The organism is Bacillus sp. GbtcB10, from assembly GCF_019091365.1.
Classification (GTDB): Bacteria; Bacillota; Bacilli; order Bacillales; family Bacillaceae; genus Bacillus; species Bacillus altitudinis.
The window spans coordinates 686,699-703,850 of record NZ_JAGXJP010000003.1 but is presented as its reverse complement, the minus strand read 5'-3'; the positions used below and the strand labels follow the sequence as shown (position 1 = coordinate 703,850).

General features: G+C 41.4%; 18 protein-coding genes and 1 other annotated feature. Of the genes, 13 read left to right on the top strand and 5 right to left on the bottom strand.

The window, feature by feature from the left end:
* Positions 1-148: 148 nt before the first annotated feature.
* Entirely contained in the window at positions 149-1,069 is a 921-nt protein-coding gene (locus tag KVT11_RS13840; protein ID WP_008346027.1) for a methyl-accepting chemotaxis protein, read from the top strand.
* A 55-nt stretch (positions 1,070-1,124) separates the two neighbouring features.
* Here the strand turns inward: KVT11_RS13840 and KVT11_RS13835 are convergent, their stop codons facing one another.
* Together KVT11_RS13835 and KVT11_RS13830 are read right to left on the bottom strand one after the other, a co-directional pair.
* Complete coding sequence (locus tag KVT11_RS13835; protein WP_017358259.1) at positions 1,125-1,904, bottom strand: HAD family hydrolase; 780 nt, start codon at positions 1,902-1,904, stop codon at positions 1,125-1,127.
* A gap of 136 nt (positions 1,905-2,040) precedes the next feature.
* A complete protein-coding gene (locus tag KVT11_RS13830) occupies positions 2,041-2,616 on the bottom strand; it encodes a DUF4352 domain-containing protein (protein ID WP_017358258.1) in 576 nt (191 codons plus the stop codon).
* A gap of 336 nt (positions 2,617-2,952) precedes the next feature.
* Positions 2,953-3,084: a sequence feature (ribosomal protein L20 leader region), on the top strand.
* A gap of 71 nt (positions 3,085-3,155) precedes the next feature.
* On the opposite strand from KVT11_RS13830, the gene infC reads away from it, so the two are divergent.
* The 4 genes from infC to KVT11_RS13810 all read left to right on the top strand — a co-directional run bounded on the left by infC (position 3,156) and on the right by KVT11_RS13810 (position 4,618).
* Positions 3,156-3,671 (top strand): translation initiation factor IF-3, encoded by a 516-nt coding sequence (gene infC, locus KVT11_RS13825; RefSeq protein ID WP_024718649.1) that lies wholly within the window; start codon positions 3,156-3,158, stop codon positions 3,669-3,671.
* A 25-nt stretch (positions 3,672-3,696) separates the two neighbouring features.
* On the top strand, positions 3,697-3,897 hold the full coding sequence (gene rpmI / locus KVT11_RS13820) for a 50S ribosomal protein L35 (protein WP_003216324.1): 201 nt from the start codon (positions 3,697-3,699) through the stop codon (positions 3,895-3,897).
* 31 nt (positions 3,898-3,928) lie between these two features.
* Complete coding sequence (gene rplT / locus KVT11_RS13815; protein WP_007501659.1) at positions 3,929-4,288, top strand: 50S ribosomal protein L20; 360 nt, start codon at positions 3,929-3,931, stop codon at positions 4,286-4,288.
* Positions 4,289-4,351: 63 nt separating this feature from the next.
* Positions 4,352-4,618, top strand: a complete 267-nt coding sequence (locus KVT11_RS13810; protein ID WP_008346019.1) for a DUF1294 domain-containing protein — start codon at positions 4,352-4,354, stop codon at positions 4,616-4,618.
* A 17-nt stretch (positions 4,619-4,635) separates the two neighbouring features.
* On the opposite strand, the gene KVT11_RS13805 is transcribed toward KVT11_RS13810, so the two are convergent.
* Positions 4,636-5,040, bottom strand: a complete 405-nt coding sequence (locus KVT11_RS13805; protein WP_046527305.1) for a hypothetical protein — start codon at positions 5,038-5,040, stop codon at positions 4,636-4,638.
* Between the two features lie 179 nt (positions 5,041-5,219).
* Here KVT11_RS13805 and KVT11_RS13800 point away from each other — a divergent pair, with 179 nt between their 5' ends.
* Positions 5,220-6,308: a M42 family metallopeptidase gene (locus KVT11_RS13800; protein WP_017358255.1), complete on the top strand. Its 1,089-nt coding sequence runs from the start codon at positions 5,220-5,222 to the stop codon at positions 6,306-6,308.
* Positions 6,309-6,657: 349 nt separating this feature from the next.
* On the top strand, positions 6,658-8,454 hold the full coding sequence (cstA, locus tag KVT11_RS13795; protein ID WP_039168858.1) for a carbon starvation protein CstA: 1,797 nt from the start codon (positions 6,658-6,660) through the stop codon (positions 8,452-8,454).
* Between the two features lie 45 nt (positions 8,455-8,499).
* Here cstA and sspI read toward each other — a convergent pair whose 3' ends face one another.
* On the bottom strand, positions 8,500-8,721 hold the full coding sequence (sspI, locus tag KVT11_RS13790; RefSeq protein WP_008346010.1) for a small acid-soluble spore protein SspI: 222 nt from the start codon (positions 8,719-8,721) through the stop codon (positions 8,500-8,502).
* A 113-nt stretch (positions 8,722-8,834) separates the two neighbouring features.
* Between sspI and KVT11_RS13785 the strand changes: the two genes are divergently transcribed.
* The 3 genes from KVT11_RS13785 (at position 8,835) to pheT (ending at position 13,418) form a co-directional block, all read left to right on the top strand.
* Positions 8,835-9,578: a TrmH family RNA methyltransferase gene (locus tag KVT11_RS13785; RefSeq protein WP_079919758.1), complete on the top strand. Its 744-nt coding sequence runs from the start codon at positions 8,835-8,837 to the stop codon at positions 9,576-9,578.
* A 375-nt stretch (positions 9,579-9,953) separates the two neighbouring features.
* The gene (gene pheS, locus KVT11_RS13780) at positions 9,954-10,988 is read left to right on the top strand and encodes a phenylalanine--tRNA ligase subunit alpha (RefSeq protein WP_008346004.1); all 1,035 of its coding nucleotides are present in this window, start codon (positions 9,954-9,956) and stop codon (positions 10,986-10,988) included.
* Between the two features lie 15 nt (positions 10,989-11,003).
* Positions 11,004-13,418 carry a phenylalanine--tRNA ligase subunit beta gene (gene pheT, locus KVT11_RS13775; protein ID WP_116307251.1) on the top strand — a complete coding sequence of 805 codons (2,415 nt, stop codon included), beginning with the start codon at positions 11,004-11,006 and terminating at the stop codon, positions 13,416-13,418.
* 41 nt (positions 13,419-13,459) lie between these two features.
* Here pheT and rnhC read toward each other — a convergent pair whose 3' ends face one another.
* Entirely contained in the window at positions 13,460-14,383 is a 924-nt protein-coding gene (gene rnhC / locus KVT11_RS13770; RefSeq protein WP_035391180.1) for a ribonuclease HIII, read from the bottom strand.
* Positions 14,384-14,517: 134 nt separating this feature from the next.
* Between rnhC and zapA the strand changes: the two genes are divergently transcribed.
* From zapA to polX, 3 genes are all read left to right on the top strand, one after another.
* The gene (gene zapA, locus KVT11_RS13765; RefSeq protein WP_008345998.1) at positions 14,518-14,775 is read left to right on the top strand and encodes a cell division protein ZapA; all 258 of its coding nucleotides are present in this window, start codon (positions 14,518-14,520) and stop codon (positions 14,773-14,775) included.
* 7 nt (positions 14,776-14,782) lie between these two features.
* On the top strand, positions 14,783-15,316 hold the full coding sequence (locus KVT11_RS13760) for a CvpA family protein (RefSeq protein WP_025207758.1): 534 nt from the start codon (positions 14,783-14,785) through the stop codon (positions 15,314-15,316).
* 114 nt (positions 15,317-15,430) lie between these two features.
* Positions 15,431-17,143 (top strand): DNA polymerase/3'-5' exonuclease PolX, encoded by a 1,713-nt coding sequence (gene polX / locus KVT11_RS13755; RefSeq protein ID WP_035391182.1) that lies wholly within the window; start codon positions 15,431-15,433, stop codon positions 17,141-17,143.
* Positions 17,144-17,152: the final 9 nt, after the last annotated feature.

The following is a 17,152-nucleotide window of genomic DNA, read 5'->3' as shown; positions in this document are numbered from 1 at the left end:
GATCTCATCTATTGAGGTTGCTGGCTTTTTTCTTATGGAAAAAAATTCTCCACTAGTGATCCATTTGCGCAAATGATACGTTTAGATAGTACGAAAGTATGGGTAAGTATGTACTATTAGAGATAGGCAAATTGGGGGAATGAAAGCGATGATTCAAACAACAAACACTTCATCAACACAAGTATTGGAGCAATCAGCTGTGCTTCGTGCGCTAGAGCACTCACTGGCGATGATTGAATTTGATGTCACAGGTAAGGTCCTATGGGTCAATGATATTTTTGCAAAAGCCATGAGATATTCAAAGGAAGAAATGATTGGTTTAAAGCATAGACAGTTTTGTCCTCCGCATATTGCAGAAGACGCAAGTTATCAAATGTTTTGGAAGCGTTTGAAGAATGGTCAAGTGTTTCAGGAAAAGGTGCAGCGGATCACGAAGTACGGTGACACCTTATGGCTTGAAGCGACGTATACACCAGTGCTCAATGAAGAGGGGAATGTAGTGGCTGTCGTGAAAGTGGCAACAGATATTACGGAGAGAGAAAACACAATGAAGCAGGTAGTAGAAGACCTAAAGGATATGTCTGCAAAATTAATGGAGCGAGCGGAAATCGGCATCCAGCATAGTCAAAGTGTAAATGCTTCTTTTGAACATATCGCGAATGAAACGGATCAAAATATGAGTTTGCTAGAAGGGTTAACAGAGCAGGTGGAGTCGATCAGCTCAATTGCTACAACGATTAACAGTATCGCTTCCCAAACGCAGCTGCTCGCATTGAACGCGGCCATAGAAGCTGCGCATGCGGGTTCCTATGGAAATGGCTTTAGTGTCGTCGCGGCAGAAATCCGTAAGCTTGCGACAGATTCAAAGGAAGCGATCGTAAAGGTGGATCGTTATGTGAAGGCGATCCATTTAGAAGTTGAAAAGGTCAGCAACGGAACAAGCCGTGCAAAGACAAGTGTGTTTACAAACCGGGATCTTGTCAAGCAGGCAAGCGAGGAATTCATGAATGTAGGAGAAGCAGCACGCGGCTTAGATCGTCAAGCACAAAGTTTAGCAGCAATTGTATAGCCGAAAACGAAAAAACACCCAATCTCGATCAGGAGAAGGGTGTTTTTCCTATGGTTTATTTTAAAATATCAAACAATTCGTGTAAGTCTTTAATTTCATAATCTGGTGTCACATCTGTTTCATTTTTCTTGCCATGACGATTGATCCAAACGGTTTGGATGCCAGCGCGAGAAGCGCCGAGAATATCTGTTTTTGGATTATCTCCTACCATGATGACATCATCTTTTGTGAGATTTAACAGCTGAAGGCAGTGCTCAAAGATGCCAGGATCAGGCTTTCCTTTCCCGTAATCTCCTGAAATCACAATTTCATTAAAGTAAGGGGCAAGTTCCGGAACACCTGCAAGTTTTTCTTTTTGCAGACTAGGATCTCCATTTGTTAAAAGAAGTAATTCATAGTTGCCCTTCAGGCGCTCTAAAACAGGATACGTTTCTTCATAGACATACGGGCGTTTTCTGCGCTCTGCTGCAAAGAAATCTGCTAAGTATTGACCAAATGCTTCATCGTCAATTCCTGCCTCTTTTAAGCCGTTTGTCCAAGCGTTTTTGCGATACTCTGGTGCAAGGGCGTTCAGCTTTTGAAAGCCTTCGCTAATCGGCTCACTAAAATTGGACCACAGTCCTTCAAAAGGATTAATGCCAATCATGACAGTATAATCATATGTTTCATAAGAAGAGTACAGCTTTCTTGCTTCTTCACGCACAATCTGTTCAAACGATTCTGGATCAAGTCCATATTTCTTTTCCGCTTCCCTGCATGTTTCCTGAAAAGTGGTATGAATGCTTTTTTCATCCCAAAGCAAAGTATCATCTAAATCGAAAAATACGGCTTTCATGATCTTCTCCCTTGTTATGTATGTAGTTACCCTCAATTGCATGTGACAGGCTCATGTTCATTTTACAATAGAAGTTTTAGAGTTTAAATAGATTATTTAGTAATAAAAAAAGTGCACAAAAATGTGCACTCTTACATTATTTTGATAAATCAATGGTCTTATACTTACCGCCAGTCCATCCTAATCCTGATGAGACTTGAAGCGAGAATTTCTTTTCGTTTGGAACTTCAAAAGCAATTCTGCCTTTTTTAGATAATTTAGGATTTATTTGTTTTAAGAAGAAACTTGAATCGGTATCATTTACATACATATTATTTGTTGCAAGTGATTTGTATTCTGTGCCGTCTTTGCCAATTAACCTGAACATCTCAGTATCTACCATTCTGCCTTTTTTACCTGTATTTTTGACCGTTACTTCAACAATCACAAATTTGCCGTCTGTCGTTACATCGCTCATATACTGTTTTTGTAAAGATTTCGCTTCTGTTACGCTGTTTACTTGATAAGTAAAATCTTCGACTGCTACTTTATCTCCAATTTTATGCGTTTTTTCTTTATCATTTTTCTTTTCGCTACTCGTTACTGCATTTTTAGAACCAGTATTTGATGTATTATCTTTTTTGCTGCCGCCCCCAGCCATACAAGATACAAAGATAATAATCAAAATGAGAATAATGATACTAAGACACCCAATCTTAAAAAACTTTTTCAAATAAATCCCCTACTTTTCCTTAATTTATTAAATGAATTTGAATACTTCTCCAATGATAAGTCTAAAGAATTATAAAATCAATCATTTTTTTGAAAAAATAGATATATAATCCTTTTTTATATGGAATATGATTTATATTTTTGTTTATTTATGTATACAACTTGATTTATATCGGTGTGATAATGAAAAATTGAAGGATTTGAAGAGACTTTATTTCTTTTTAAATAAGGCTTGCCCAAATCGTTTCGTCATGCTAAAATGAAAAAGTTGTTTCAAGAGTTCGGTTACTTGACGGACAAATGAAAATTGTGTAGAATAGTTAACGAATTGAATAGATATCACAAGCAGAAGCACCCGCTTCTCACCTGATTGACACATGTTTGTAGTTGACAGGTTGACCGTACATTTATTTTTTCATGCAAATGTTCGCAGTGTGGGTGTTTTATATGCCCACACTTTTTGTTTGCCTGTAAAACATACAACGAAATGGTCAAAATGAATTGTGAACTCAATTCAAAATCTCATGGAGGTGGCTCACTATTAGCAAAGATCAATTAGTTAATGAAGGTATTCGTGCGCGTGAAGTTCGTTTGATCGGACAAAATGGCGATCAGCTTGGGATTAAAACCCGCCAGGAAGCTCTGGAAATTGCTACGAAAGCCAATCTTGACCTTGTGTTAGTTGCTGCAAATGCAAAACCACCTGTTTGCCGAATCATGGACTATGGTAAGTTCCGATTCGAACAACAGAAGAAGGAAAAAGAGGCACGTAAGAATCAAAAAATCATTAGCTTAAAAGAAGTTCGGTTGAGCCCGACAATCGATGAACATGATTTTAACACGAAGCTCCGTAATGCAATCAAATTCCTTGAAAAGGGAGATAAAGTGAAAGCTTCTATCCGCTTTAAAGGCCGTGCGATTACGCATAAAGAAATCGGACAGCGCGTGTTAGACCGTTTCTCTGAAGCTTGCGCTGAAGTAGCAACAGTAGAAACAAAACCTAAGATGGACGGACGCAGCATGTTCCTCATGCTTGCACCAAAAGTCGAAAAGTAAAAGTAACAGAGGGAGGAAACATCCAATGCCAAAAATGAAAACTCACCGCGGATCTGCTAAACGTTTCAAAAAAACAGGTTCTGGTAAACTTAAACGTTCTCATGCGTACACAAGTCACTTGTTCGCTAACAAATCTACAAAGCAAAAACGTAAATTGCGTAAGAGCGCAATCGTAAGTGCTGGAGATTTCAAACGTATCAAACAACAACTTGCAAACATCAAGTAATCTGGAATAGGAAACATAGGAGGGAATTACAATGCCAAGAGTAAAAGGCGGAACTGTGTCGCGTCAGCGTCGTAAAAAGGTTCTTAAATTAGCAAAAGGTTATTTCGGTTCAAAACATAGATTATATAAAGTAGCAAACCAACAGGTGATGAAATCTGGAAACTACGCTTTCCGTGACCGTCGTCAGAAAAAACGTGACTTCCGTAAACTATGGATCACTCGTATCAATGCTGCAGCTCGTATGAACGGTCTTTCTTACAGCCGTTTAATGCATGGCTTAAAGCTTTCTGGTATCGAAGTAAACCGCAAAATGCTTGCTGATCTTGCTGTGAATGACCTAAACGCATTCAACCAGCTTGCTGATGCTGCAAAAGCACAACTAGACAAGTAAGTCATATAAAAGATCATTCCGCCAAGGAGTGATCTTTTTTTCTCATCATGTGAGGTGAAATCAATGAATATCGCTCTGATCGTGCTGCTCATCTTGGTCAATGTCTATGGGTTTTGTCTCATGGGAGAGGATAAACGCCGAGCGAAAGCACACAAATGGAGAATATCAGAAGCGCACTTATGGAGTGCCGCAGTACTTTTTGGTGCTGCTGGGTCATTTCTTGGCATGCAGTATTTCCGTCATAAAACGAAGCATCCTGCCTTTCAAATGGGTATGCCTGCTTTAATTGTTGTCCAATTGGTGATATTGGTCTATCTCAATCTCATCTGAAAAGGGAGCAGACGCCGTTAAGTCGGCGTATCTGCTCCCTTTTTTTGTTTGATTTTTTTGATGGGCTGATCCCAATCAATTTTTGTTTGAGGATACCGTTCAATGATGTTGTCCTCAAGTTTTTCAAAGTCTTCTAATGTGAATTCATTTAGCTTCTCAGGTGACTCCGTCCAAACGTAAATGGAGTGGACAAACAGAGGATGATCCTTAGAAGGAACATGCTTCTCCCCTTCAAACAAGACACCTTTATAGACGAAATTAAAATTTTTACGGGCATTTTGCTGTTCGTCCATAAAATAAAAGCCTTCTTTTAATTGTGCTTGTTTCAGCTTTCTTCTCGGGTTTGAGAAGAATTTTACCGCCATGTAGAATATATAGACAAGCAATGCAACAAGAGCAAGTCTAATGAGGATGACAAACATGACAGGATGCACCTCCAATACCGTTATCTGATGTACTACGAATGAGAAAGACAAAAGGTTTCAACTTTTTTAAAAAAAATATTTCGATTAACGAAAAAATATTCATAAAAAGATCGTATTGAACGAAAGAGGTTTTGTATAATAAGAATGCACCATGAAGAAAAAGGAGGATACACAGAATGACAAAACTAGATCAAACATTAACTATGCTGAAAGACCTAACGGATGCAAAAGGGATTCCAGGAAATGAACGTGATGTAAAAAAAGTCATGCAGTCATACATAGAAACATATGCGGATGAAGTCTCTACAGACCGCCTTGGCAGCTTAATTGCTAAGAAGGAAGGAAATGCAAATGGGCCTAAAGTGATGCTTGCTGGTCACTTAGATGAAGTAGGATTCATGGTGACAAAAATCGATGACAAAGGCTATATTCGTTTTCAAACGGTCGGTGGCTGGTGGTCTCAAGTTATGCTGGCGCAGCGTGTCACCATTGTGACGAAAAAAGGAGACATTACAGGTGTGATTGGTTCTAAACCGCCACATGTTTTATCACCAGAAGCACGAAAGAAATCAATCGAAATCACAGATATGTTCATTGATATTGGGGCTTCGAGCAAAGAACAGGCAATGGAATGGGGCGTCCTCCCTGGAGATCAAATCGTACCTTACTTTGAGTTTACGGTAATGAATGACGAAAAAATGCTTCTTGCAAAAGCCTGGGACAACCGTATCGGCTGTGCAGTAGCGATTGATGTCATGAAGAATTTAAAGGATACTCAGCATGAAAATATTGCATACAGTGTAGCAACTGTCCAAGAGGAAGTTGGCTTACGTGGAGCTAAAACAGCTGCAGCTACCATCCAGCCTGATATTGGATTTGCTATTGATGTTGGAGTAGCAGGTGATACACCAGGTATTACTGAAAAAGAAGCAACAAGCAAACTTGGCAAAGGACCAACGATTGTTGTGTTCGACGCTTCCATGGTTTCTCATAAAGGGCTTCGCGATTTTGTTGTCCAAACTGCAGATGAATTAAACATTCCTTATCAATATGATTCCATGCCAGGTGGAGGAACAGATGCTGGAGGTATTCACTTAACAGGTCATGGCGTTCCATCACTATCCATCGGGATTCCAAGCAGATATATTCATACCCATGCAGCCATGATTCATCGAGATGATTATGAAAATGCGGTGAAGCTTTTAACAGAAGTCATCAAAAGACTTGATCAAAAAACGGTCGAACAAATTACGTACGGTTCTTAATGATAAAACCTTTCCTCAGTATGGGGAAAGGTTTTTTAATTGCGTTGAATTTCCCAGGAAATGAACTTTGGAATGTAAGTTGTGTCAAAAGAACTGTTTTCAGTAAATGAAGTGATATTTTTCTAGTGAGGAAGGCACATGTGATCTATCTTGTATTTATGTAAGATGAAATCAATAAAAAGGACAGAGCCAATTGAGGCTCTGTCAAAAGAGAGTTTATGGAAGTAGGTGAAGCTTATTTTAGATTAAATCAATTATTCCCATTTGTCAACTAGGTTTTAAAAGAAAGAAAAATCACTCAATTTATGTTATATTTGTAACAAATTGTTTATACAAAGGGGATGGTTAAATGAATGCGGTTTCAATTGTGATAGGATCGATGTGTATTTTAGCGATTGCCTATCGCCTCTATGGCACGTTTATGATGGTGAAGGTACTAAAGGTCACAGATGATCATCCTACACCGGCTCATGCACTCGAGGATGGGAAAGATTATGTGCCAACAAACAAATGGGTCACATTTGGGCATCACTTTGCTGCAATTGCCGCTGCTGGTCCATTAGTTGGTCCGATTTTAGCCGCACAATTTGGGTATTTACCTGGTCTCCTTTGGCTCTTAATTGGAGCGGTGATTGGCGGAGCTGTTCATGATCTTGTGGTCTTGTTTGCTTCGATGCGAAAAAAGGGGAAATCACTATCCGAGGTAGCGAAAGAGGAGCTTGGTCCTGTTGCAGGATTTTGCACAGGGCTCGCCATGTTATTTATTATTACAATTACAATGGCAGGACTGTCCATGGTTGTGCTTCATGCTTTAGAACGAAATCCTTGGGGAACCTTTGCAGTTGGTATTACCATTCCAATAGCGATGGGAGTCGGCCTTTATTATAAAAAGACAGGCAATTTAAAGCTGGCGACATCTGCGGGATTCATATTACTGATGTTGGGGGTATTCCTTGGACCGAATATTCAAGGAACAGCACTTGGAGATTTGTTAACACTTGATACAAAAACGCTTGCTCTTGCCCTGCCAATCTATGCGTTCTTTGCTGCGGCCCTGCCGGTTTGGTTGCTTTTGGCACCAAGAGACTATTTAAGCAGTTTTATGAAAATTGGTGTTTTCATCGCGCTGATTGCGGGAATCTTTGTGGTTAATCCAACCATCCAATTTCCGGCGTTTACGGAGTTTGTAAATGGAGGAGGGCCTGTCTTAGCTGGACCTGTATGGCCTTTTATTTCGATTACCATTGCTTGTGGTGCGATTTCTGGTTTTCATGCATTTGTTGGCTCTGGCACAACGCCAAAAATGCTAGATCGTTGGAGTGATATGAAGCCGGTGGCGTTTGGCGCGATGCTCGTAGAATGTTTAGTGGGAATCATGGCGTTAATTGCCGCTACTGCGCTTCATCCGGGAGATTATTTTGCAATTAATAGTACACCTGAAGTGTTCCGTACGCTTGGTATGAGTGTCGAGAATCTTCCTCAACTAAGCAAAGAAATCGGTCTTGACTTAGAAGGAAGAACAGGTGGAGCTGTTACATTAGCTGTAGGGATGGCGTACATCTTTACGGGTATTCCGTTCTTTAGTCATTTGGCCTCTTATTTCTTCCAATTCGTGATTATGTTTGAAGCCGTCTTTATTTTAACGGCGATTGACGCAGGAACCCGTGTCGCGCGATATTTGATCCAAGACTTCTTTGGAGAAGCATATAAACCGCTGAAACGAAATGACTGGGTACCAGGGTCAGTCTTTGCAAGTGCACTTGCTTGTTTTATGTGGGGATACTTGCTTTACTCTGGAGACATTGGGTCCATTTGGGCACTCTTTGGCGTGTCAAACCAGCTAATGGCCTCGGTCGGATTAATCATTGGGGCGACGGTTGTGTTAAAAATTGCGGATAAAAGACGGTATATGTTGACTTGTTTAATTCCACTTGCTTACTTATATGTGACGGTGAATTATGCGGGTTATTGGATGGTTGCGAATGTCTATCTCAATCCTGAAGCATCTGGCTACAGTGTACTGAACGCCGTGCTTTCGATGATTATGCTGATTTTAGGTTTTGTCATTATCGTGTTCGCTATTAAAAAATGGATCGAGATTTGGCGCGATCCAGCTCTTCGAATGGAGACACCAATCACTGGCTAAATGAACAAAGCCGGCTTGCTCATAGATAAGCAAACCGGCTTCTTGTTATTGCTGATGCTCAGGCTTTAAGCCCTGCTCCAATGTTTCAAGAATTTCATTTTTTTCATCTTCTGATGCCTCTTGCCATAACACCTCAAACAAAACGCCAAGACCTGGCAGCATTTTTTCCTCGCCACTTTGAATCGCATCTAAAATCGTATGCTCAAGCTGCTCTTGATTATGGCCAGTGATGTTTTGAATGACTGCGCCTCTTAAATTAAAATCCATTGCCCACACTCCTTTTTTGATGGTGATAGCCCTATTCTGTCTCAAAGACAGGTTTATTATGTAGTGTGCTTGAGATATAATAAATTCATGATATTTAAAGGAGTTAAAGTCGCTTGAAATATATAGAATCAGCTAAAAACGCACACATTAAACAATGGAAAAAGCTCCATACAAAAAAAGAACGAACGAAAACAGGGCTGTTCCTTGTTGAAGGAAAACACTTAGTAGAAGAAGCATTGAAAAGCGGGGTTGTAAAAGAGTTAATGGTCGCAACGCCTGACATGCTCCCTGCTGACATCGAGCCTGACATTGAGCTGTATGAATTAAGTGAAGAGGCTTTTACTGCGATGACGGAAACGGAAACACCTCAGCAAATCGCAGCGGTTTGTACAATTCCTGTATTTGAGGAGAAAAAGTATGAACGAATGCTTCTGTTAGATGCAGTGCAGGATCCGGGGAATTTAGGCACACTCATTCGGACAGCAGATGCAGCGGGGCTTGATGCTGTGATTCTAGGGGATGGAACCGTTGATGCGTTTAACGGAAAAACGCTCCGTTCAGCACAAGGGTCTCATTTTCACCTGCCTATCTTAAAACAAACGCTACAACAGACAATTCCAGCATTAAAGGCGCAAGGTATACCTGTATATGGCACTGCTTTAAAAAATGCGAAAGAGTATAAACACATAGCATCAGAAGGTCCATTTGCGTTAATTGTAGGCAACGAGGGAGCAGGTATTGATCCAGAGATTCTTCAAATCACAGATCAAAATTTATATGTACCGATGTACGGACAAGCGGAATCATTAAATGTGGCTGTGGCAGCAGCGGTTCTTGTCTATCATTTGCGCGGATAGTGTTGCATCACGTCCTATTTTTCACTATAATGAAACTAATATTTAAAAACCATGATAGAGGAAGATTGTTTCACGGAGCGTCCTATTAGGGAGAATGCATCGTAGACTGAAAGTGCATTTAAGGAATGCTGAAACAGGAATTCACCTCTGGAGTTGTCACCGGGACCGCAGGTTTTGCGTAAAGGTGGACCGGATTCGTTTGATTCCGTTATGTCAATGAAGCTTATTCGCACATATATTTGTGCTTAACAAGGGTGGTACCGCGACCACAACTCGTCCCTTCTTTTTTGGAGGGGCGGGTTTTTTTATTGTCTTCAAACAATCAAACACCCGTTTATTCAGACGGTTTTGTATATTAAAAGGAGGATGACACTCATGCAAGAAACGTTAAAACAGCTTGAAACAGAAGCGATAGCGAAGGTAGAAGCAGCCAGCTCGCTCAAAGAAGTCAATGACATTCGTGTTCAATATTTAGGGAAAAAAGGTCCGATTACAGAAGTGCTGCGCGGAATGGGCAAGCTTTCCGCTGAAGAAAGACCAAAAATGGGCGCACTTGCAAATGAAGTGAGAGAGCAGATTGCTGGTGCCATTGCTGAAAAAAATGAGCAGCTAGAAGCAGAAGAAGTGAAAAAGAAACTGGCTTCTCAAACCATTGATGTCACATTGCCAGCAAGTCCGATCAAAATCGGGGCAAGACATCCATTAACGATTGTCGTAGAAGATATTGAAGATTTATTTATCGGCATGGGCTATACCGTTGAAGAGGGCCCAGAGGTGGAAACAGATTACTATAACTTTGAAGCGCTCAATCTTCCAAAAGAACACCCTGCACGTGATATGCAGGACAGCTTCTATATTACTGAAGACACACTCATGAGAACACAAACATCACCCGTTCAAGCACGTACACTTGAGAAATATAAAGGCCAAGGTCCTGTGAAGATCATCTGTCCTGGTAAGGTATATAGACGTGACAGCGATGATGCCACTCACTCGCATCAATTCATGCAGATTGAAGGACTTGTGGTAGATCACAATATTAGCATGAGTGACCTCAAAGGAACGCTTGAGACAGTCGCAAGAAAAATGTTTGGGGAAGATCGTGAAATTAGACTGCGCCCAAGCTTTTTCCCATTCACAGAACCTTCCGTTGAAGTTGATGTGTCATGCTTTAAATGCGGCGGGAAAGGCTGTTCCGTATGTAAAGGAACAGGCTGGATTGAAATTTTAGGTGCAGGAATGGTTCACCCGAATGTATTAAAAATGAGCGGATTTGATCCAGATACTTACCAAGGCTTTGCTTTTGGAATGGGTGTTGAACGTATTGCGATGCTGAAATACGGCATAGATGACATTCGTCATTTCTACACAAATGATATTAGATTCACGAAGCAATTTAAGCAGGACTAAGAGGAGGAAATCAACATGTTTGTTTCATATAAATGGTTAGAGGACTATGTCGATTTAGAAGGCATCAAGCCGGATGAATTAGCAGAGAAAATCACAAGAAGCGGAATTGAAGTGGAAGCCGTTGAGTATAAAGGCGAAGGCATCAAAGGCGTTGTCGTTGGACACGTCATTGAACGTGAACAGCATCCGAATGCGGATAAATTAAACAAATGTCTTGTTGATATCGGCGAAGACGCACCGGTGCAAATTATATGCGGGGCTCCAAATGTGGATAAAGGACAGCATGTGGCTGTCGCAACGGTTGGTGCAGTCCTTCCTGGAAACTTTAAAATTAAAAAAGCAAAACTGCGCGGTGAAGAGTCTCATGGCATGATTTGTTCTCTGCAAGAATTAGGCGTAGAGAGCAAGCTCGTACCAAAAGAATATGCAGAAGGCATCTTTGTTTTCCCGAATGACGTGAAACCAGGAGATGATGCCCTTCAAGCGCTTCAATTAGATGACGCGGTACTTGAGCTTGGCTTAACACCAAACCGTGCCGATGCCCTTAATATGCTAGGTGTCGCTTATGAGGTTGCCGCCATTTTAGGGAGAGACATCAAGCTTCCTGATACAGCGCATGACACTTCTTCTGAAAAAGCAGCAGACTATATTTCTGTTAAAATTGAGGATCAAGAAGCGAATCCACTTTATGCAGCGAAGATCATTAAAAATGTAAAGATTGGGCCAGCACCACTTTGGATGCAAACAAGATTGATGAATGCAGGTATCCGCCCAATTAACAACGTCGTGGATATTACGAATTTTGTCTTACTTGAATACGGTCAACCTCTACACGCCTTTGATTATGACCGCTTTGGTTCAAAGCAGGTGGTCGTACGAAAAGCGGCTGAAAATGAAATGATTCAAACTCTGGATGAACAAGAACGTACATTGTCTTCGAAGCATCTTGTCATTACAAATGGCACAAAAGCGCATGCTGTTGCAGGTGTCATGGGCGGTTTTGAATCAGAGGTGCGTGATGAGACGGCAACGATTCTTTTAGAAGCGGCATATTTCAACGGTCAAACCGTCCGTCAAGCATCTAAAGACTTAGGGCTTCGCAGTGAATCAAGCACACGATTTGAAAAAGGGCTCGATCCGCAGCGGACGAAATCAGCAGCCGAAAGAGCAGCGCAATTGATCAGCACCTATGCAGGCGGCGAAGTGCTAAGCGGTACAGTTGAGGAAAATCACCTTGAAACAAGTATGAATGTCATCCACGTATCAACTGAGCGTGTGAACAAGGTGCTTGGCATGAGCATTTCAAAAGAAGATATGATTCAGATTTTCAACAAACTAGGCTTTACAGTGGGCGAATCAAATGATGTGCTTGTCGTAACGGTTCCTTCCCGCAGAATGGATATTACGATTGAAGAAGACCTCATTGAAGAAGTCGCGAGATTATACGGCTACGACAATATTCCATCTACACTCCCTGCGACAGCTGGTACCGTTGGTGGTCTTACGCCATACCAAGTGAAGCGCAGAAAGGTGAGACGTTTCTTAGAGGGCGCAGGGCTTTCTCAAGCGATTACGTATTCATTAACGAATCAGCATAAGTCCACAGCCTTTGCTTTAAATCCAGCTTATCAAACAAGACTTTCCTTGCCGATGAGTGAGGAACGAAGTGTGCTGAGACAAAGCCTTCTGCCAAACTTACTTGATTCTGTCGCATATAACTTAGCAAGACAAGCTGATTCTTTTGCCTTTTACGAAACAGGTTCTGTTTTCTTAGCGGAAACGGAAGGCGCAAAACCAGTAGAGAAAGAGCATGTGGCAGGTGCGTTAACAGGTCTTTGGCATAAAAATCTTTGGCAGGGCGAGAAAAAAGCTGTCGATTTTTATGTTGCGAAGGGTATTGCAGAAGGGCTGTTTGAAAAGCTTGGTGTATCAGAAGAGATCACGTATGTTCAAGCAGAGCGTGAGGGCCTTCACCCAGGACGTACAGCCGATGTTCATTTAAATGGAAAAGTGATTGGCTTTGTAGCTGCACTTCATCCAGTAGTGGAAAAGGAATTAGATTTAAAAGAAACGTATGTATTTGAATTTGATTTAACAGATGTGATGACGTCTGAAACAGAGGATATGAAATATACGGCAATTCCGAGATTCCCAGCAGTGACAAGAGACATCGCACTTGTCGTCGATCAGCATATTTCAAGCGGACAGCTGGAGCAAGTCATTTATGAAGCTGGCGGCCAATTGCTCACAGATCTTTCCGTCTTTGATGTGTATGAGGGTGAGCATATGGAAGAAGGTAAGAAATCTGTTGCATTCTCTCTGCAGTATTTAAACCCAGAACAAACGTTGACCGAGGAAGAAGTCACGGCTGTTCATACAAACGTATTGAAAGCATTAGAAGATACGTATCAAGCCGTCTTGCGCGGATAATAAAAAGAGCTATCGCTTTATGGGCGATAGCTCTTTTTTGATTATAACCATTTTTTCGCTTTTTGGGTGTTGGCAAAATGAAGTTTTGTAAATTGGCGTAAAGCCTCTTCGCCGTGCTGTTTCATCAGCTTTGCTGCCGCTTTGTCAACATGCGGACCGGCTCCTTTTGGAATGTCAAAGCCCGCTGCTTTTGATAATTTATCCATTTCAATTAAAAAAGCATACCTTGCAATAATAGAAGCTGCAGCAACCGATAAGTGGATGCCTTCTGCTTTCGTACTAAAATATGTACGCTCCCGAATGATCTTTTTCCCCGCAAGGTGCCTGAAATAAATGCCTGGTTCGGCAAATTGGTCAATGAGAATGGCTTCTGGTTTCTTGCCATCCAGTTTTTCTAGCACGGAGGTGATGACTTGGTTATGAAGCAGTGCCTTCATTTTCCCTTGGCTCATGCCCTTTTCTTGCATCGCATTGTATTTTTCATTCCGAAGCACGAGAAGGCTGAACGGGATGGTTTTGATCAAGTCTTTGGCAATGTTGATAATCTGCGGATCTTTTAGTCCTTTTGAGTCTTTCACCCCGAGCTCTTTCATGAGAGCAAGCTGACTGGAATCAACATAAGCCGCACAGACCGTAATGGGTCCAAAATAATCGCCAGTACCGACCTCATCTGAGCCAATAACCGACATGGAAGCAATGCCGGGTGGTGGGCTGTACTGTGTGATGGATGGTGTTTTTTTGCTTTTTGTTTCAGCTGCTTGTAAATGGTTGAACTGACTCGCTTCAGCTTCTGCCTTTTGTCCTTGGAACAGCACTTTTCCAGATTTGTAAGCTGTAATCGTACAGCCGGGAACCTTTGCTTGAAATAGAGCGCCTGGCGGCAAAGTGTCAGTTAAATGCTGAGCGTACACGCTCTTCATTTTTTTCATGTCTTCTGATGTTGCTTTTAAGACGGATTGGGGCACAGTGGATAACTCCTTTTTACCTTGATATCATTGATTTCTAAAGTGTACCATAACAGGGAAGGGCTCGTCTTTCCATTCAATGTCTAAACATGTTATGATAGAGACTAGGATTCTCGTGGAATGGAGGAGAAACGTTGTCTGACGGCGGTAAAACGAAAACAACAGTTGAGATTTACGGACAGTCCTATACGATCATCGGTCAAGAAACGAAGATGCATATGCGACATGTTGCTTCAATTGTTGATGATAAAATGAGAGAAATCAATGAAAAAAATCCATACCTTGATATAAACAAATTAGCTGTACTGACAGCAGTCAATGTCGTCCACGACTACTTGAAATTAAAAGAGCAATACGAAAAACTAGAGCTTCATCTAAAAGAAAAGGAATGAAATTACCGTGATCGATATCATCATTTTGTTTTTGCTTCTTATGGGAACGCTTGTCGGTCTAAAACGCGGGTTTATTCTTCAATTTATTAAATTGATTAGCTTTGTTGTTTCTATTTTAGTGGCTTCTCTGTTTTATCAGTCACTTGCACCACAGCTTACGTGGATTCCAGCACCTAATTTTAGCGGCGGTCAAGCGCAGCTTGCTTTCTTTAGTGGGAATCTAGAAACAGCTTATTATAATACCATTGCGTTTATCATTCTGTTTATCTTGACCAAAATCCTGCTCGCTATCATCGGCGGATTGCTCACAACCATTGCAAGTATCCCTGTGATTAAACAGGTCAACAAACTGCTTGGCGCTGTTTTAGGATTTCTTGAAACCTATCTATTTGTGTTTATTCTATTGTTTGTGGCCGCATTACTTCCAGTCGATGCGCTTCAAACGATGATGAGCAAATCAATGTTAGCAGATGTGATCGTAAATAGCACCCCTTACCTGTCCGGTCTTGTCAAAGACCTCTGGTCGACGTATGGAGTTTAAGAACTTCTCCTTTCTTGGAGAAGTTTTTTCTCATTCCATGACAGAAAGTTGTCGGATGAAGGGAAAGTTTGTATATTTATATAGGAAGATGCCAAAGCGGCTGGAGGATGAGAGATGAATAAAAAAGATATTATCAAACTTCTTGAAACAATTGCAGTTTATATGGAGCTAAAAGGAGATAATCCTTTTAAAATTTCTGCCTTTCGTAAAGCAGCTGCGGCACTGGAACAAGATGACCGCAGTCTTTCTCAAATAGATGACCTATTAGCATTACCCGGCATTGGAAAAGGAACCTTTGCTGTGATCACAGAGTATATCGAAAAAGGACAGTCTGAAACACTCGAACAATTAAAAAAAGAAGTGCCTGAAGGACTTGTCCCGCTCTTAAAATTGCAAGGACTCGGCGGGAAGAAGATTGCTAAGCTCTACCAAGAGCTTGGTGTTCACGATGCACAGTCGTTAAAAGAAGCATGTGAAGCGGAAAAAGTACAAACGCTTGCTGGGTTTGGCAAAAAAACAGAAGAAAAGATTCTTGCCGCTCTTGAGGAGGCGGGAAAGCAGCCAGAACGACTGCCAATTGGCTTTGCATTAGATGTGGCAGAACGAATTGATGATGCGCTGGAACAGATGGAGGGAATCATCCGTTTTTCAAGAGCGGGCAGTTTAAGACGTGCGCGTGAAACGGTTAAAGATTTAGATTACATCATTGCGACTGATAACCCTGAACAAGTGAGAGAACAACTTGTTGCTCTTGATGATGTCAAAGATGTCATTGCGAGCGGTGATACGAAGGTATCTGTCATGCTTGCACTTGATTTTGAAATCAGTGTAGATTTCCGGCTTGTGACAACAGACCAATTTGCAACAACGCTGCACCATTTCACTGGCTCAAAAGATCATAACATTCGTATGCGACAGCTTGCGAAGGAGCGCGGTGAGCGTATTAGTGAATATGGGGTTGAAACGATCGAAACTGGGGATGTGAAAACATTTGAAGACGAAAGCGCTTTTTATGCACATTTCCAACTTCCGCTCATTCCGCCAGAAATTCGTGAAACCGGAGCAGAGATTGATTCGTATAAAGAAAGTATGCAATTTGTAGAACGAAAAGATATCAAAGGCGATCTTCATATGCACTCGACATGGAGTGATGGCGCCTTTTCTATTCGCGAAATGGCAGAGGCATGTATCGCAAAAGGCTATGAATACATGGCGATCACAGACCACTCACAATATTTAAAAGTAGCAAACGGTTTAACAAAAGAACGTTTGCGTTTGCAAGCAAAAGAAATTGACAAGCTGAATCAAGAATTCGAACATTTTCACATTTTCAAAGGGGTCGAAATGGATATTCTGCCGGATGGATCGTTAGATTATGATGATGACTTTCTAGCAGACATGGATTTTGTCATTGCGTCTATTCATTCTAGCTTCTCTCAGCCGGAGGAAGTCATTATGGAGCGCCTAGAAAATGCCTTGAATAATCAGCATGTGGATTTAATTGCCCATCCAACTGGCCGTTTGATCGGTAGACGAGACGGCTATGCTTTAAATATTGATCAGCTCATAGAGCTTGCGAAAAAAACGGGCACTGCACTGGAACTCAACAGCAACCCGTCAAGACTGGATTTAAAAACAGAGCATTTAATGAAAGCAAACGAAGCGGGTGTGAACATCATGATCAACACAGATGCACACAACATCGCCATGCTCGATCATATGGACGTCGGTGTCACAGCTGCAAGAAAGGGCTGGACACCAAAAGCAAATGTCGTGAATACATTTTCACTCAATGAGATGAAAAAGTTTTTAACGCGTGACAGGTAGTCGTTAGGA

Excerpts from the sequence above, each read along its gene's own strand:
- KVT11_RS13840 (WP_008346027.1), top strand. The coding sequence starts at position 149 with ATGATTCAAACAACAAACACTTCATCAACACAAGTATTGGAGCAATCA.
- KVT11_RS13835 (WP_017358259.1), bottom strand. The coding sequence starts at position 1,904 with ATGAAAGCCGTATTTTTCGATTTAGATGATACTTTGCTTTGGGATGAA.
- rpmI (WP_003216324.1), top strand. The coding sequence starts at position 3,697 with ATGCCAAAAATGAAAACTCACCGCGGATCTGCTAAACGTTTCAAAAAA.
- rplT (WP_007501659.1), top strand. The coding sequence starts at position 3,929 with ATGCCAAGAGTAAAAGGCGGAACTGTGTCGCGTCAGCGTCGTAAAAAG.
- KVT11_RS13810 (WP_008346019.1), top strand. The coding sequence starts at position 4,352 with ATGAATATCGCTCTGATCGTGCTGCTCATCTTGGTCAATGTCTATGGG.
- KVT11_RS13805 (WP_046527305.1), bottom strand. The coding sequence starts at position 5,040 with ATGTTTGTCATCCTCATTAGACTTGCTCTTGTTGCATTGCTTGTCTAT.
- KVT11_RS13800 (WP_017358255.1), top strand. The coding sequence starts at position 5,220 with ATGACAAAACTAGATCAAACATTAACTATGCTGAAAGACCTAACGGAT.
- cstA (WP_039168858.1), top strand. The coding sequence starts at position 6,658 with ATGAATGCGGTTTCAATTGTGATAGGATCGATGTGTATTTTAGCGATT.
- sspI (WP_008346010.1), bottom strand. The coding sequence starts at position 8,721 with ATGGATTTTAATTTAAGAGGCGCAGTCATTCAAAACATCACTGGCCAT.
- pheS (WP_008346004.1), top strand. The coding sequence starts at position 9,954 with ATGCAAGAAACGTTAAAACAGCTTGAAACAGAAGCGATAGCGAAGGTA.
- pheT (WP_116307251.1), top strand. The coding sequence starts at position 11,004 with ATGTTTGTTTCATATAAATGGTTAGAGGACTATGTCGATTTAGAAGGC.
- polX (WP_035391182.1), top strand. The coding sequence starts at position 15,431 with ATGAATAAAAAAGATATTATCAAACTTCTTGAAACAATTGCAGTTTAT.